Source organism: Mesorhizobium sp. WSM4841 (assembly GCF_055811515.1).
This window is the reverse complement of sequence record NZ_JBVVQC010000050.1, coordinates 1-15387: the sequence shown is the minus strand read 5'-3', so window position 1 is coordinate 15387 and position 15387 is coordinate 1. Positions and strand designations below refer to the sequence as shown.

General features: G+C 60.1%; 13 protein-coding genes and 1 pseudogene. 4 read left to right on the top strand and 10 right to left on the bottom strand.

What is annotated here, in order from left to right; genetic code table 11:
• Positions 1-264: 264 nt before the first annotated feature.
• Positions 265-415, bottom strand: a pseudogene (locus AC0L14_RS32825) (molybdate ABC transporter permease subunit); the annotation flags it as partial.
• A 110-nt stretch (positions 416-525) separates the two neighbouring features.
• On the opposite strand from AC0L14_RS32825, the gene AC0L14_RS32820 reads away from it, so the two are divergent.
• Positions 526-1824, top strand: coding sequence for a polysaccharide biosynthesis/export family protein (locus tag AC0L14_RS32820; protein ID WP_473752002.1), 1299 nt, complete (start codon positions 526-528; stop codon positions 1822-1824).
• Positions 1825-2013: 189 nt separating this feature from the next.
• Here AC0L14_RS32820 and AC0L14_RS32815 read toward each other — a convergent pair whose 3' ends face one another.
• Positions 2014-3006, bottom strand: coding sequence for a glycosyltransferase family 2 protein (locus AC0L14_RS32815; protein WP_473752001.1), 993 nt, complete (start codon positions 3004-3006; stop codon positions 2014-2016).
• 573 nt (positions 3007-3579) lie between these two features.
• On the opposite strand from AC0L14_RS32815, the gene AC0L14_RS32810 reads away from it, so the two are divergent.
• Positions 3580-4254: a protein-L-isoaspartate(D-aspartate) O-methyltransferase gene (locus AC0L14_RS32810; RefSeq protein WP_473752000.1), complete on the top strand. Its 675-nt coding sequence runs from the start codon at positions 3580-3582 to the stop codon at positions 4252-4254.
• A 151-nt stretch (positions 4255-4405) separates the two neighbouring features.
• Here the strand turns inward: AC0L14_RS32810 and AC0L14_RS32805 are convergent, their stop codons facing one another.
• Positions 4406-5032 carry a CDP-alcohol phosphatidyltransferase family protein gene (locus AC0L14_RS32805; RefSeq protein ID WP_473751998.1) on the bottom strand — a complete coding sequence of 209 codons (627 nt, stop codon included), beginning with the start codon at positions 5030-5032 and terminating at the stop codon, positions 4406-4408.
• A gap of 263 nt (positions 5033-5295) precedes the next feature.
• On the opposite strand from AC0L14_RS32805, the gene AC0L14_RS32800 reads away from it, so the two are divergent.
• Positions 5296-5769 carry a phosphatidylglycerophosphatase A family protein gene (locus AC0L14_RS32800; protein WP_192356198.1) on the top strand — a complete coding sequence of 158 codons (474 nt, stop codon included), beginning with the start codon at positions 5296-5298 and terminating at the stop codon, positions 5767-5769.
• Positions 5770-5842: 73 nt separating this feature from the next.
• On the opposite strand, the gene AC0L14_RS32795 is transcribed toward AC0L14_RS32800, so the two are convergent.
• The 7 genes from AC0L14_RS32795 to AC0L14_RS32765 form a co-directional block, all read right to left on the bottom strand.
• Complete coding sequence (locus AC0L14_RS32795; protein ID WP_473751997.1) at positions 5843-6535, bottom strand: class II aldolase/adducin family protein; 693 nt, start codon at positions 6533-6535, stop codon at positions 5843-5845.
• On the bottom strand, positions 6532-7992 hold the full coding sequence (locus tag AC0L14_RS32790) for an FGGY-family carbohydrate kinase (RefSeq protein WP_473751996.1): 1461 nt from the start codon (positions 7990-7992) through the stop codon (positions 6532-6534). The genes AC0L14_RS32795 and AC0L14_RS32790 overlap by 4 nt, the downstream gene beginning before the upstream one ends.
• Positions 7993-7996: 4 nt before the next feature.
• Positions 7997-8845, bottom strand: coding sequence for a sugar phosphate isomerase/epimerase family protein (locus AC0L14_RS32785; RefSeq protein ID WP_023799537.1), 849 nt, complete (start codon positions 8843-8845; stop codon positions 7997-7999).
• Between the two features lie 5 nt (positions 8846-8850).
• Positions 8851-9846, bottom strand: coding sequence for an ABC transporter permease (locus AC0L14_RS32780; protein ID WP_473526345.1), 996 nt, complete (start codon positions 9844-9846; stop codon positions 8851-8853).
• Positions 9843-10844 carry an ABC transporter permease gene (locus AC0L14_RS32775; RefSeq protein WP_473526346.1) on the bottom strand — a complete coding sequence of 334 codons (1002 nt, stop codon included), beginning with the start codon at positions 10842-10844 and terminating at the stop codon, positions 9843-9845. Before AC0L14_RS32775 ends, AC0L14_RS32780 begins: the two co-directional genes overlap by 4 nt.
• A complete protein-coding gene (locus AC0L14_RS32770; protein WP_473484882.1) occupies positions 10837-12351 on the bottom strand; it encodes a sugar ABC transporter ATP-binding protein in 1515 nt (504 codons plus the stop codon). The genes AC0L14_RS32775 and AC0L14_RS32770 overlap by 8 nt, the downstream gene beginning before the upstream one ends.
• Before the next feature lie 85 nt (positions 12352-12436).
• Positions 12437-13426: an autoinducer 2 ABC transporter substrate-binding protein gene (locus AC0L14_RS32765; protein WP_077381096.1), complete on the bottom strand. Its 990-nt coding sequence runs from the start codon at positions 13424-13426 to the stop codon at positions 12437-12439.
• Positions 13427-13637: 211 nt separating this feature from the next.
• Here AC0L14_RS32765 and AC0L14_RS32760 point away from each other — a divergent pair, with 211 nt between their 5' ends.
• Positions 13638-14696, top strand: a complete 1059-nt coding sequence (locus AC0L14_RS32760; protein ID WP_473526347.1) for a LacI family DNA-binding transcriptional regulator — start codon at positions 13638-13640, stop codon at positions 14694-14696.
• The last annotated feature ends 691 nt before the right edge of the window (positions 14697-15387 follow it).

The window sequence follows — 15387 nt, the reverse complement described above, 5'->3', positions numbered from 1 at the left end:
CCATGCCATGCGATCTGGACTTAGGCAGAGGCTGAGTCGAGTTGTGTGCGTCAAGTTGAGCAAAATGGGATGGCTTCGACGTTGGTGTGTCCGCCGCGCAGCTTCCGTGTTTAGCGGAGCGGCGGACATGGCGGCCCCGCCTCAGGCGGGCCAATGCCGCTCAGGCCACAAGGAAGACGAACGCGACTGCCATCAGCAGGTAGCGCGCGACCGGCTGCTCGCTGGCCGGCGGTGTCGCTTCCGATCGGCGACACGATGGTGACGTCAGCCATAGCGTTTGCGGCTCCACGACTGCACCAAATTGACGACCAGGAGCATCGCGAACGATAGCAAAACCATGATCGCCGCGATCGCGGTGGCCTCCGGAAGTTGTATTCTTCCAGCCGGATGACGATCAGAGTGGCGCGATCTCGGAATATCGTCTGCCTTGTTGCCGTTGTTCAGAGCGTAAATTCGCCTCAAAGGAATGGCCTTGTGAGAAAGGTCTGCGTCGATGTCATGCTCAAGCTTGCGGGGTGATCGCGAATGTTGATTAGATCGGTGCGCTGGATGCGGGCAGGCAGCTGCGCTGCGCTCGCATGCATGTTTTTGTTGTTCGCATACGCGAATCTATCGAATGGCCTTGCCCTAGCAGAGGAGTACAATGTCGGCGAGTACCGTCTGCAGACTGGCGACGTGATCGGCTTCGCTGTCATAGGCTATCCCGAGATGCAAAAGCGAGCTGTGATCGACCAAAGCGGTGTAATTATGTTGCCGGTCCTAGGCCCCCTAAAGGTTCTCGGGAAGACAATAGAGGATGTTCGCAAGGAGGTAATTGAGGTTTTAAAACCAAAGTCCCTTCCGCAACGATCCGCCGACGGCACTGAGACTTGGACTGGTTTTTACCCAGATCAGATTATTGTTGATATTGAGGAATACCGACCCGTCTATATTGACGGGGACATTGCCTCTCCTGGGATTCAGCCCTTCAGACCAGGAATGACTGTCCGACAAGCTGTGGCGGCTGGCGGCGGCTACAAGCTCGGTCGCGGTGAGCTTGAAAACCCTGAAATGACAGCAGCGGACCTTGGCGGCCGCCTCCACATTCTGCGCATCAAGTACCAGGAAAGCGAAATCAAAGCTGCTCGCATAGAGGCGCAGCTGAGCGGCGCCAGAGCGATTGAGGTTCCGGACGCAGAACGTGACCCGAGCCTCGAACCTCGTCGCGACGAAGCTTTGCAGCAGGAGGGGAAGCATCTTGAAGCTGTCCATGCGGATCAGGAGAAGGAGCGCGCTTCGATTAAGTTGGCCACAACCAAGGCGGCGGAACGAATGGGCTACCTGAAGGAGCAGCAGAAGGCGGATCAAGCGGGCGCAGCCGCAGATGCGGCGGAACTTGATCGCATCAAGAAGCTCTTCGAAAAAGGTCTGATCCAGATCACGAGCGTCAACGATGCTCAACGCGCAGTGTTCTTGTCAGCGACCCGCGCTTTGCAAACCAACGCTGAGATCGCTCGACTTGAACGCGACCAAGGGGATTTGCAGCGCAGTCTTGATAGGCTTATCGACCAAGGTCGAATTGACCTGTTGGCTGACTTGCAGACTGAACGCGCGGCGATGACGCAAATGCGCGCTGAGATGGATTCATTGACCAAACAAATCGCCTACGTGATGCAGATGCGCAGCGACCTTGTAGGCGAAGGGGACCGAATTACGATCGGTGTAACCCGCTCCACTGACGGACAAGCAGCGACGACCGAGGCGACTGAAGATACTCTGCTTGCTCCGGGTGACACCATCACAATTACGCTGGAGGCCCCACCAGGAGCGGCGGTCGCGAACTAAACAATTAAATATTGTATAGAGGCGGCGCGTAGTTGCACGTGTCCTATGGAAATGTGGTCCGGGCCAAGATCGTTTTGGTGGCCGCTCAGGGTCCAGGCAATGACGTGACTGCCGCGTGCGCCGCGAAAGCCTGGGATCAAGCATCTAGCTTCAACAGCTCCGGCTCGGTACGCCCGAACAGGGACGCGGTCACCTCTCCAGATAAATCTTTCCATAAAGAGGCCGAGACTCGGCGTTTCGCATCCGTTTCACTCGAACCTTGATCCAGCGAGGAACCAGCCCCCGGCAGCAGACGTCGACCGTATGAGGTAGACGTGAAATGGCCGTGCGCGGCTCCAGGACAAAGAGCTTCTTCGACAGGTACCAGGCTGCGGAAGGTCGCCCTTGAACCAAAGCTCTCACGGCAAGCCCATTGATCGTGTCAAGCAGATGGGCATTGAGATCGCTCACAAATTGCGGATATTTCTCGCGAAACTCGGCTAGGACAATTTCATACGAACGAAACATCTGCATGACATCGCTCGACATGTTGCCGATCGTCCTCCGGTAACCCACAAGATGTTGGGGCACGACACGAAACTCGTAATTCTCCGCTATTCTGAGGCACATTAGAAGATCTTCGCAGCCTTGTGCGTTCCTCGCCCTCAGGGAAGGATCAAACTGTCCCGCCCGCTCGAATGCGGAGCGACGTACAAGCATCGAACTTCCGTTACCGACAAAGTTGTTTCTGCACATGCGTTGCAGCACGCGACCATCGGCATCGGGCTGTTTGAATGAAAATATCCGACCGTCCTCGTCGATCTCCGCAAACCAGCAATATGCCAGGCCAGCTGACGAGCCTCCTTCCTGCAGGACGCGCAGTTGCAGTGCGATTTTGGATGGAGCCCAAAGATCATCCGCATCCACGAACGCTAGAAACTCCGCATCGGTGGCAGCGGCGCCGCTGTTGCGTGCGTGCGCAACACCCGCATTCGGCTGCCTGAAAAGGCGTATACGCCGATCCTGCTCGGCATAGGCGGCCACGATTGACGCGGACCGGTCCGTCGACCCATCATCCACTACGATAATGTCCAGCGCCTGGTGACTCTGCTGGCAGATGCTGGTCAGCGTCGGGAGAATGGTTCTCTCGGCATTGAACATGGGCACCACGACGCCTATCACAGTGGCATTGTGCTGGCTCATTTGCCTTCGTCTTCTCTCACGACGTGGTAAAATGGCATATCAGGGCCGGTAGTTCCATCAGATTTCACTACTTTAGCTGATGAGGATTCAACCACGACGGCCGAGCGGCAAGGCAGAGGCCCCCGGCGAGTTCCACTCAGCACTCCTGGAAGCGATAAAGTAGCGGCCTCCGGACTTTAGCTGGATGTTTAGGAACTCCGATTGTGTAGGTGAGTGGGGAACCTCCCGAACCGCCCGTCGCGGCATCCGCTGCCGAAGCCATGCAGCAGTCGCAGCATCGGTGAAACAGGCGTCCACTACTACAACGACAACGCCCCGGTCGAGATCGCCGGCTGCCACGCATGCACGCGATTCAGCCGTTCATCGTTCAATCACCGCGATCCAGGACATACCGTTATGGCGACATGGCACCGGATCTCCAGGGCCGCCGACGATATCTATCAAGATGCAACGCCAAAATTACCTCCGGTCGCCGTGTGCCACCCGCAACTGGAAACGATGGCGGGCGTTGCTGTGACGAACAGGATATAAGCCTATCTGGCAGCAAGCCTGGTTGAAGAAAGCCCGACGGTCATGAAGCCAATGAACGAAGAGCATCTCGCAGTGCTACGCAGGCACATGGTCGAGATGATTGCAATCCATACCGACCTTGCAAGCGAAGAACTCGGCAAGGCGGCGCTCGATGAGCGCGTGATGGCTGCGATGCGGCGAGTGCCGCGGCATCTCTTCGTGCCAGCCTCGGTTGCGCCTTATGCCTACCAGGACATGCCGCTGCCGATCGGCTTCGATAAAACCGTCTCGCAGCCGTTCATCGTCGCTCTCATGACCGATCTCCTTGCTCCCCAACCGCACGAGGCGGTGCTCGAGATCGGCACCGGGCTGGGCTACCAAACCGCAATCCTCGCGGAACTCGCCGGGCACGTTTGGAGCGTTGAAATCATCGAGGAATTCGCAAGCCACGCCGAGACTCTCCTGCAGGGCCTCGGTCTATCCAATGTCAGCATTCGTGTCGGGGACGGGTCTCGCGGCTGGCCCGAGCACGCCCCATTCGACAAGATCCTGGTCACCGTGGCGGCTGGGCGGGCGCCGCCGGCTTTGCTTGAGCAGCTCAAGCCGGGGGGCCGCCTGGTTCTGCCTGTCGGACCTGAGGAAGTGCAGTTGCTGACGGTCATCGACAAGAATTCGGCAGGGCAACTGAAGACTCGCAAACTCATCCCGGTTCGGTTCAGCCGGCTCGAAACGGTCTAACGACGGTGCGGACATCTGGCCCCACAGGGTCAGCAACTTCGCTATGGCCAGAGATGACGCAGGCCGCGCGAGGATTGATTTTAACCCGACTGTGCCCGTGACAGCGCCTCGCGTTTTCCGCCGCCCAAAGCCAGTATGGGTTCTCGCGGGCTCACGGCTGCTTCGCGTCCGCTCGTTTGAGCATCGCAAATGCGCGATTGATCCGTTGCACAGCTGTGGCGTTTGCCAGCAGTGCGTAAAGCGCGAACCCGCCCGTCAGAATCCAGGGCGAAGCGGCGCCCATGGCGGTCGCCAATCCGTCGGCGACCAGCAGCACGCAAATGAACACCAGGCGTTCCATCCGTTCGAAGAAATCCGGCCACGCGTGGTTTTCTATAGGGATTTCGATCGCCGTCCGCGCCTTGGCGTAGCTGGTGAGGATTCCGCCGGCGAATGCGATCATTGCGATCGCCCACAGATCGGCGACCCAGCCTATTGCCGCAAAAACGGCAAGTTCCTGATAACGGTCGGCCATGGCGTCGAAATAACCACCGGCCTTGGTGCTCATATGTCTGCGACGGGCAACCGCGCCGTCCAGCGCGTCGAAGGTGAAGGCAAACGCGAGGCAAAGGCCAAAGGCGAGGCTTGACTGGTGGTACACATAGGCGGCCGACGACAGGGCGACGAGCACTAGCCCGCCTGATGTTACCTGGTTCGGGGTCATGCCGATCCCGACCAGCGGAGAAGCGGCATGCTCCCATAGCGGGTCGATACGACGTTTCATGAGACCGGCGATCATGATTACTCGGCTCCTCTGATGATGTCGTTGCGCGGAGCTTAACCGGCAAATTGCGGGTTCGTTCCAGCCCATCGGCACCGTTCGAGTTGGTCAACGCGGGCCGAGACCGGCTCAGACGTCTTTCCCAGTTCAAGCCAGCAGCGTTTCTTTGGCGAATGCGGCCAATGGATTAAGGTAGCCAGAGGCTGCCAAGCTGGCGGCGAAACGGAAAATTTCGTTATAACCCATATTCGCAATTCGCGGGGAAGCCGTCCGAAAACTCCATGCGTAAATTTCTGCCTAAGTTTGCTTACCTACTCGCGACCTCTGCCGGCGCAGGATTATCTCCGGTATGGCCGGGCACGGTCGGCGCGGGCGTCGGAGTGGCTCTTGCCGCGGTCCTGATACCTGCATCGCCTTGGCTGATCGTGCTTGCCTACATGGCCGTATTCGCCGTGGGAGTATGGGCGTCGTCGCATGTCATCTCCCGTACCGGGACGGAGGATCCGCAGATCGTCGTCATTGACGAGACCTTCGGCACCGCCGCAACGCTTTCCATGCTGCCGCTCGACCCGGTCTGGTGGGCAGCAGGTTTCCTTGCTTTCCGGTTTTTCGACGTCGTCAAGCCTTGGCCCATCGGCGTCGTCCATGAAAAAGTAAGGGGTGGGGTCGGCATCATGCTGGACGACGCGGCTGCAGCTGTGGTCGCCGGCGCGTTGCTGCTTTTGCTGAACGATTTGATTCAACGTTTGCCGTAACCTGCCACAGTCGAGCTTGATGCGGCCGACGGGGAAAACAGACCTTTCTCCACTAAAATCTGCCAAAGCAGTGCTATACCGCAGCGCCACGCGGCCGCGCCAAATCGTTCGTTCCCTCCGGATCCGGCGCTTGGCCATAGCTCATCTTCTTCATCTGCTCGATCACCCGCGCCATCTCCTCGTCGGAAATGACCGGCGGCTCGCCAAGGGTAAGCGCCTGGACATACATGCGCGACAGGGTTTCGACCTCGTTCGCCAGCCACAACGCCGCTTCCAGCGTCTTGCCGAGTGAAATCTGGCCGTGCTGGCCGAGCAGGCAGGCGAGGCGATCCTTGAGTGCCACCAAGGCATTGTCGGACAAGGCCTGCGTGCCAAAGGTCGCGTAGCCGGCGCAGCGGATGGTCGTACCGCCCGCCACTCCTGTCATATAATGGAAGCTCGGGATCGTCTTGTGATGGCAGGCCAGCGTCGTGGCGTAGAGCGAGTGGCAATGCAGTACGACGTTGATCTCCTGCCGCTCCCTCAAAATGTCACGGTGGAAGCGCCACTCCGAGGAGGGCCGTCGGCCGACATAAGTGCCGTCAAAGCCCATCTCGACGATGTCTTCGGGCGTCATCGTTTCGTAGGGCAGCGACGAGGGCGTGATCAGGAAACCGTCGCTGGAGCGCACCGACAGGTTGCCGGCATTGCCCTGGTTGATACCGCTGGAGTTCATCCGGCGGCAAACATCCACCATTTCGCGGCGCAGAGCGCTGTCATCAGTCATCGATCGTTCCTTTTGCTGGTCTTGCCCTGTTGCAAGTTGTTTCGCTTGATCAGTTCGCGCCACCGCTGTGCATAGGCTGCGAGCGCCTCATGATCGCCGGCAAAGGCGGCTGGCAGGCTGAGCGCGATCGGAGCCGGCGTGTCACGAGTTTCGTGTTCGCCAAGTAGCGCCGCACCCGAAGCGGTGCCATAGGAGTCGAGGTTGTAGACTGTTTCGGCGTTTGGCCGCAGCGCGGCAACCAGTGTGGCGTAGAGCGGGTCTCGCAGGAAGGTGCCATCCAATGCAACCAGCCCGTTTTCGTTCAGCGCATCGATACATTCCACCGTCAGCAGCCCGGCGTAGAGCACCGCGAGCGCCTTGCGCTCTGCAGGGGATTCTGCAGGCGGCCCTTCAAACCGGCCGCACCCGGCGCTGCCTGGAAACAGGCCGTCATCGTCGCCGAACGACGGCAATGCGAAGGTGCCGCGCTCAATCAGCAAACTGACCAGCGCAGCGTCCGCTGCATTTCCTTCTTGCCCCTGCCCTGCCACATGACTGAACTCACGTCCGCCCATGGTCAAAACGCCGCCGACCGGGCGTCCTGTCACGTCGCTGTTCAGCACCATTCCGCGATTTTCATCGAGTTGGTCGAGAGGTGTCGCCGCGCACATTCCGACAATCCAGGTTCCGGTAGAGATCACGCAGGCGTCGCGCATCCCTGCCGCCTGGTAGCGGTAGAGGTTCAGGCTGCTGTCGTGGCCACCGGTCAGGACTGACAGCTTTTCCGGTATGCCGTGCCGGCGCGCCAGATCCTGCCGGATTGGCCCCAACCTCTCCCAGGCCGGATGAAATGGTGGCATGAGGCGCTGCCATCCCTGCCCCGCCACAATGGGCGCCCACCGCTTGCGCACATTGTTCCACAGATGTGATTGCGCCGAGAGGATGGTCGTTTCGGCCGATGGCACGCCCGACAGCCGCCAGGCCCAATATTGAGGCAAGCCCAGATACCACCGAGCCTGAGCGACGCGCTCCGGATCAACCTGCTGCATCCAGTACAGCTGGCGCGCCTGGTGGGCGGCCTTCAGCATGATCGTGCTGCCGCGATCGAAGAAATCGCCCGAAAGCGGCGCGTAACCATCGCGAATTGCCGGCGGCAGGTCCTGCTCATAATCAATCATCGGCAGGGCGCAAGTGTCGTCGGGATCTGCGTTCACCAGAACCCCTGCGGAGCCATGTCCGGTGCCGACCACCTTTTCCAGCGGATGGTGTCGGCACAAAGTGGCGAGCGAGCCGAACAACCAGTCGCTGATGCCGTTGAGATCGTGATGCCGCCAAGGCGGACCGGGCCGCACTTCGTTGTGGACAGAGAGGCGCTCCACGAGCACGCCGTCGAGCGTCATCGCGGAGAGCTTTATGTTGGTCTTGCCGACGTCGAAGACGGCGATCCTTGCGCCGTCCGCCTTCTGCCCGTCATCCATCGTGTCAGATCAGACCGTATTGGCGAGCCTTGTTGCGCAGGAACGGCAAGCCATTGCCCATCACTTCGGCCTCGTCCTTCGCAACCGGCCGCCAGACCGAGAGGCCGTAGGAGACTTCCGGCGGCATGTTGATGAAGCTTTCCATGGCAAGTCCGCCCTTGAAGCCGATCGCCGCCAGCGTTGCGTAAATCTCGTCCCAGGGGCAGTTTCCGGTGCCTGGTGTGCCGCGATCGCTTTCAGACAAGTGGATGTACTTCAGGTGATCGCGGGCGGCCAGAATGCCGTTGGCGGCCCCCTTCTCCTCGATGTTCATATGGTAGGTGTCGAGATGAACAAAGATGTTGTCGGCCCCGACTTTCTCGACCATCCAGACGGCCTGCGCGCCGGTATTGATCAAATGGTTCTCGTAGCGGTTCACCGCCTCGATTCCGAGCTCGATGCCGCGCTTCTTGGCGTGCTTGGCGGCGACGGTCAGCACATGGGCGATGTTGTCGTATTCCTTTTCGGTGGGTGGCAGGCCGGTGCGTTCGCCGATGCCACCGAAAATCACGCCGGAAAGCGCCAGCGCGCCCATCTCGGCGGTCTTGTCGATCGCCACTTCGAGATGTTCGATGGCGGCATCCGGCCGCACCGAGGCCCAGGCGCGCTCCGGCAGGCCAAGCGAGCAAACGGCAGGAAGATTGTGCTTTTCGAGCAAGGCGCGTGTGTGCGCGGCATCGACCGCCGGCGCGTTCAGAAGCGCGATCTCGATAAAGTCCATCCCGTATTTGACCGAAGCCGCGATCGCCTTCTCCGCGCCGGCCCGATCCCAGTTCATCGTCCACATCGAGGTGTGGACCCCAAAACCATGCATCTAACTCACCCTCTGTTTGTGTTTAGGAATTTGAGGCGCCCGGCAAGCCAGCGCAGGATCATCACCGTGATCATCAGGACGCCCCAGACTGCCGTCGCAAGATGCTGGTTTGCGCCCATCAGATTGAGTCCCGAGGACAGAAGCTGGAGCACGACCAGCGCAACGAAGACCGGGATCACCCGACCGAAGCCGCCGAACGGATTGACCCCGCCAAGGAAGCAGGCAAGCACGGTGATCAGCAGGTAAGACTCGCCGTGGCCGACACGCACCGAATTGAAGCGCGCCAGCATGATGATGCCGGCGACCGCGCACATCGCCCCGGACAATGTGTAGACGAGAACCTGCACCTTGCGCGTATTGATACCGGAATAGCGCGTGGCCTCGATATTGGAGCCTATCATGTAAGTGTTGAAGCCTAGCTTCATGCGCGTCAGCAAGACGTGCCAGATCAGCACGCAAGCGATGAAGATGAGCAACGGCACCGGGATGCCAAAAATCGAACCGTAGCCGATCGGCGCCAGGAAGCCGGGAATGCCGGACACGTCGCCGCCGCGCGTCAGGAATTCGCCGAGACCGCGCAGGAAGATCATCATCGACAGCGAGACCAGGATCGGGTGAGCCTTGGTGTAGGCGATGACGAGCCCCATGATCAGCCCGCTCAGTGCGCCGACCGCGATGGCAAGGACCGAGCCAAGGACGAAGGCGCCGATGCCAGCGTCGACGCCTCCCTGGCTTTGCAGTACCCAAGCCAGCGTCAGGCCGGCCATGTTGGCCGTGAAGGTGATGGCCAAGTTGAGGCCGCCGGTCAGGATCGGCAGCAGCATGGCGAGTGTGAGGAGGCCGAGCTCCGGCAGCTGGAAGGCGACCGATCCAAAGGTAGCACGGGAAAGGAAGTTCGGCGCGGCAAAGCCGAACACGACCATGACCGCCACGAACGCGGCAAACGGACCTGCAAGTTCGGGGCCGAGCGCGTTGCGGACGCGTTCAATCAAAACCGTCATGAAGGCACCCGTCGGCTTTTCAGGAACGGCAGCAGGCGTTCGATGCTGGTGTTCGACAGGGTGATTGCGGCAAGAATGATGGCGCCAACGATCATCTTGAATGCGAAAGGCGACACACCCATCAAATTAAGTCCGTTCTGGGTAATCGAGACCAACAGAACGCCCAGAATGCAGCCGAGCACGCTGCCCTTGCCGCCGCCGAGCCGCGCACCGCCAAGAACTACGGCTGCCAGGACGTCGAGTTCGCGCCCATAAAGGGCATTCGGCACAACCTCCTGCGCGTAATGCGCTTGGACGAGACCGGCGATACCCGCCATCAGGCCAAGCCAGCCGAAGGCGATAAATTGCATGGCGCCGATATTGATGCCGAAGCGGCGCGCGCCCTCCGGGTTGTCGCCAAATGCGTAGAGCTGGCGACCAGTGGTGGTGCGCGTGATCAACACCCAGGTCGCGAAGACGCATATGGCCATAATGAGCACTGGCAGGGTGATCTCCGCCCAGCTGCCGTCAGCCATCTCTCGCTCGAACAGCACGACGCGGGTGGTGAGCCAGTCCGGCAGATTGTAAATCGACACGCCGCCTGTGAAGAACATCAGCAAGCCGAAGAAAATGTTGAAAGTCGAAATCGTGGCGACGATCGAGATGATCCTGAACCTGTGGATCAGGAAGGCGTTGATGCAGCCCAACGCGACGCCCAAGGCGCCAGCGATGATGAGGCCGATAATCCAGTTCCCGCCGCCGATCCAGCCAAGGACGGTCGCCGCCAGATATTGCACAACGGAGGCGGCAACCGCGAAGGAGATGTCAATGCCGCCGGCAATCAGCACGACGAGCAGGCCGACGGCGAAGATGATGTTGACCGAGCTGGTGTTCAGAAGGTCAAACGCGTTGCCGAGGGTGAAGAACCGGTCCGTCGCGAACGAAAGGAAGACGCAGATGACGGCGATAACGGCGAGCAAAGCCAGTTCCGTTGCGTGGGAGCGGACAAACCTACGCATAGACCGCCTCCTCGATCGCCTGGAGGGTCGTAGCGCCCGGCGTAAATTCGCCGACAATGCGCCCCTGAGCCATGTGCAGCACACGGTCCGCGTTGAAATAGACTTCAGGCACCTCGTCCGAGATCAGGATAATGGCCAGGCCGCTGTCCGCCAGCTTGGAAACGATGTCGAAAATGCCGGCGCGCGCGCCGACATCGACGCCGACCGTCGGTGCGTCGAGGATAAGCAGCTTCGGGTCGGTCGCCAGCCATTTTGCAATGGCGACACGTTGCTGATTTCCCCCTGACAGGGTCGAGATCGCGTCGTCCTGCTTTCCGATCCTGACGCCAAGATCCCTTATCCAGCGATTGACCAGAGATTGCTTGCGATCGCTCGAAATGAAACCGCCCGTAAGGATCTTGTCCAGCGAGGCGATGACCATGTTGTCGGCGATGGCCTGGGGCTGAATGAGACCGAGCGACAGCCGGTCTTCCGAAAGATAGGCGACGCCGGCGGCGATCGCGTCACGGTTGGAACCGAAATGAACGGGTTTGCCGTCCAGGACGACAGAGCCCGATTTCGGCTTGCGCATGCCAAACAATGTCAGCGCCAGTTCGGTGCGCCCTGCCCCAAGCAACCCGGTGATGCCGAGCGTCTCGCCGCGCCGGACGGTCAAGGACACGTCCTCGAATTCGCCGGGCCGCGACAGCCCCTTAACCTCAAGCATGACCGGGCTCGTGGTTAAATCGCGGTGCAGGACGGAATAGTCGAAGGTCTTGCCTGTCATCAACTCGGTGATGCGCGATTGGGTCAGGCCTTTGGTCGGATAGACGCCGACCAAAGCGCCGTCGCGCAACACCGTCACGCGGCTGGAGATTTCAAGAACCTCGGCCAGGCGATGACTGACGAACACAACGGCGACGCCCGACGCCGACAGATTGCGCACAATGTCCAGCAGATAGTCGGTTTCGGATTGGGTGAGCGACGCCGTCGGCTCGTCCATGAAGACGAGCTTCGCCTCGCCGACGAGGGCGCGCGCGATTGCTACGATCTGCCGCTGTGCGATGGGAAAGTGGTGGAGTGCTAGATCGACATCGAGGGTAACACCAAGACGTTGCAAGGCGTTGATCGCCACACGGCGCATCTCGGCATAGTTCACCAGCCGCGGCCAGCGGCCGATGACGGTCTGGAACGCGATATTCTCGGCGACAGTCATCTCGGGAAACAGGGCGAGGTCCTGCCAGATGACCTGAATTCCGCCGGCCTGCGCCGTAACCGGCGACATATGGGAGTAGCTCTGGCCATCATAGACGATCACGGCGCCCGCCTCGGGCTTGTACACGCCCGTAATGACCTTGATCAGCGTGCTCTTGCCGGAGCCGTTCTCGCCGGCCAGGCAATGCACCTCGCCCGGCAGCACCTCAAAGCTGACATTCTTCAGCGCCTTCACGCCGCCGAACGTCATATTGACGTTGCGGAGCGACAGCAGCGGCCGTGATGCGGCGCCATCGAGTGCCTGATCAGCCATCGAGTTGAAACCTGGATCCAATCGCATTTGCAATCCTGCAGCCAGGCCGGCTCGACGCCGGCCCGGCTGCCATTAGCTTGAGGCCTTACAGGCCCATCGCCGCGAGATCGTCGACAGTGTCCTTGTTGATGGGGACCAGCTGATCGACGATGATGTTACGGTTTTCGAAGTCCGGCTTGACTGTCCCTAGCCCTTCGATCGTATCGCCGTCCTTGATCTCGTTGCCCTTCATGAGATGGTCAGCCAGCGTGACGAAAACCTCGCCCGCCTGCTTCGGATTCCACATGAAGCCGCCGGAGATCGCGTCGCTTTTGATGAGCTTCCGGCCCTGGCCTGGCGAGAATGGTCCGAGCACGAAAATTTCGCCCACCTTCCGGCGCTCTTCGATTGCGCGGCCAGCGCCGATCGGACCTTGGCTGCCGAAGGCGAGGAAACCCTTCAAGCCTGGATTTGCGGAAATCAGGTCAAGCGCAGTGCTGCGGCTCTTGTCTACATCCTCGGCGACGCCATAACGTTCGCCGACAAGCTTCATGTCCGGGTTGTTCTTCTTCAGATATTCGATTGCCGCATCGGCCCAGGCATTGTGCAGCGGCACCGTCAGCGAGCCGACGAACACTGCGTACTCACCCTTGCCGCCCATCTTCTCCGCCAGGAGCTTGGCATGAGCCTCGCCGAAGCCGGTCGCGGACGCGAGTTCGAAGTCCCAGTCGGCGCCCTTTTGGCCAGGCGATTCATGCGTGATGACGATGATGCCGGCGTCCTTGGCCTTCTGCAGGACTGGTTCAAGCACTTTCGCATCATTCGGCACGACGCCGATGACCTTGACGCCCTGCGCGATCAGATCCTCGATGGCGCGAACTTGCAGTGCTGGATCAGCGCTGGTCGGGCCGACCATGAATGCGTCGATCCCGAGCTTCTGGCCGCGCTCCTTGATACCCGCCTCCATTGCGTTGAACCACGGAATGCCGCCGATCTTGACGACGACGCCGACCTTGCCGGCCTGCTGTGCCATCGCAGCGAATGACCCGCCAATCATAAGGGTCGCGGCAAGCGCCGCGATCATGAGCTTTTTCATCTGTACTCCTCCCATAACGTTCCTAGTGGGAACACACTCGAGCCGTCGAACGACGGCGGCCGTTAGAAACCTCCCCTAAAGAGACGGGGCACTTCCCCATCGGCCATCCACCGGTTTTCGCTTGCACAATCGATGGTGCAGAAACTATTGTGCATCGAGAAGCTCTCGTCAAGCGGGATATTGCTCTAAATAGACGCGCCGGAGGCGCCAGATGGATCAGCGGGTCAAGAAGAAGGCGACGATCTATGACCTATCCGTGCTATCGGGCAGTTCGCCGTCGACCGTGAGTGCCGTCCTGAACGGCACTTGGCGCAAGCGCCGCATCAAGGAAAGTACGGCGCAAACAATTCTCGGCCTCGCCGAACTCCACCAGTACACCACCAATCTGCAGGCGCGAGGCTTGCGACGCTCGCGATCGGGCCTGGTCGGCCTGATGCTGCCCGTCCACGACAATCGCTACTTCTCCTCCATGGCGCAGACGTTTGAGGGGCATGTGCGCAGCCGCGGCCAGTGCCCGGTCGTGGTTAGCGCCAGCCGCGACCCGGAAGAGGAGCGGCGGACCGCGGAGACGCTGATCTCCTATTCAATCGACCAGCTCTTCATCGTCGGCGCCACCGATCCGGACGGCGTCCACGAGGTCTGCGAATCGGCGGGGCTGAGGCATATCAACATCGACCTGCCGGGAGCGAAGGCGCATTCGGTGATCAGCGACAATTATGGGGGCGCACGGATGCTGACGGAAGCAATCATCCGCCGCTTCGGCAATGATGATCCTCTGCGGCCGGACGAGCTGTTTCTGTTTGGCGGCCGCAACGACCACGCCAGCCGCGAACGCATCGCCGCTTTCCATGCGACCAAGAAGGCATTGCTGGGCGCCGACCCTGAAGACGGTGTGCAGTCCTCCGGGTATTCGCCTGATATAACTTTGCGTGCCTTTGAGGCGTTTTACCAACGCCATGGCAAGCTGCCGCGCGCGCTGTTCATCAATTCGTCGATCAATATGGAAGGTCTGCTGCGTTTCATGGCGGGCCGGCCGGCGGAGATGTTTAGTGAGCTCGTCGTCGGTTGCTACGACTACGATCCGTTCGGCTCCTTCCTGCCCTTCCCGGTAATCATGGTACGGCAGAATGTTGAGGCGATGATTACGAAGGCGTTCGCGCTGATCGATGAACCGACGACGACGCCACAGACCTTCCTGATTGCGCCAGAGTTGATCCAGCCCAGGTCTGCGCTGAAAGGGCCGCTCGACACTCTGAAGGATATAGCGTGAATGCGAAATGGCGCGACAGGGTGACCCTGCACGCCCTGAGATTTCAATGGTTTATCATGCCGATCGGCATTGAGACCGATGCCGAACCGCCGCAGAACCTCTTCTCCGAAAGTGCCGCCGGGCGCCTTCTCCCGGCTGCTTCGCTCGCAGTGATCCCATATTGGAGCCACGGTCGCCATCTCCCGTGCAAACCTATCACGAAAGTGTCGCCGTCTTCGCTGTGGGCCCAATACCGGGCACGTGGGCGCAGGCAAAAGACCGACAGCAGGGAGCATTAGAAGCGATAACGGATTCCAAGAGTGTTCGCGTTGGAACCCTCTTTCATATCGCCAATTGTACCATCGGCGCCGGATCTATGGTGGAGCTGGTAGACAAGTTCGACATTGGGAGCTTGCCTGACTCTGAACGAAAGCTCCGCACCAACGAAGCCGAGGAATGATGCATCGCCATCGTAGCGGATTTCGCGATCGCGCTCGATCTCGGTAGGGCCTGTAACGGCACTGAATCCAGCGGTCAGTGCGGGCGCAATCGCCAAATCACCAACGACAAGGCCCTGGTGGCGAAGTCGCGCTCCGAACCAAAGTTCGCCGGACGTATCATCGTCTTCGCCAAATCTTATCGCGTCGTCCGTGAAGAACGCGGAACGCTTTGATTTAATTTAAGATTTTCGCCTGAATTTGGGTTTCGTTTT

Bases quoted from the DNA above. Each gene is read 5' to 3' on its own strand.
- AC0L14_RS32820 (WP_473752002.1), top strand. From the start codon at position 526: ATGTTGATTAGATCGGTGCGCTGGATGCGGGCAGGCAGCTGCGCTGCG.
- AC0L14_RS32790 (WP_473751996.1), bottom strand. From the start codon at position 7,992: ATGGATGACGGGCAGAAGGCGGACGGCGCAAGGATCGCCGTCTTCGAC.
- AC0L14_RS32780 (WP_473526345.1), bottom strand. From the start codon at position 9,846: ATGACGGTTTTGATTGAACGCGTCCGCAACGCGCTCGGCCCCGAACTT.
- AC0L14_RS32760 (WP_473526347.1), top strand. From the start codon at position 13,638: ATGGATCAGCGGGTCAAGAAGAAGGCGACGATCTATGACCTATCCGTG.
- AC0L14_RS32800 (WP_192356198.1), top strand. From the start codon at position 5,296: ATGCGTAAATTTCTGCCTAAGTTTGCTTACCTACTCGCGACCTCTGCC.
- AC0L14_RS32775 (WP_473526346.1), bottom strand. From the start codon at position 10,844: ATGCGTAGGTTTGTCCGCTCCCACGCAACGGAACTGGCTTTGCTCGCC.
- AC0L14_RS32785 (WP_023799537.1), bottom strand. From the start codon at position 8,845: ATGCATGGTTTTGGGGTCCACACCTCGATGTGGACGATGAACTGGGAT.
- AC0L14_RS32795 (WP_473751997.1), bottom strand. From the start codon at position 6,535: ATGACTGATGACAGCGCTCTGCGCCGCGAAATGGTGGATGTTTGCCGC.
- AC0L14_RS32770 (WP_473484882.1), bottom strand. From the start codon at position 12,351: ATGGCTGATCAGGCACTCGATGGCGCCGCATCACGGCCGCTGCTGTCG.
- AC0L14_RS32810 (WP_473752000.1), top strand. From the start codon at position 3,580: ATGAAGCCAATGAACGAAGAGCATCTCGCAGTGCTACGCAGGCACATG.
- AC0L14_RS32765 (WP_077381096.1), bottom strand. From the start codon at position 13,426: ATGAAAAAGCTCATGATCGCGGCGCTTGCCGCGACCCTTATGATTGGC.
- AC0L14_RS32815 (WP_473752001.1), bottom strand. From the start codon at position 3,006: ATGAGCCAGCACAATGCCACTGTGATAGGCGTCGTGGTGCCCATGTTC.
- AC0L14_RS32805 (WP_473751998.1), bottom strand. From the start codon at position 5,032: ATGATCGCCGGTCTCATGAAACGTCGTATCGACCCGCTATGGGAGCAT.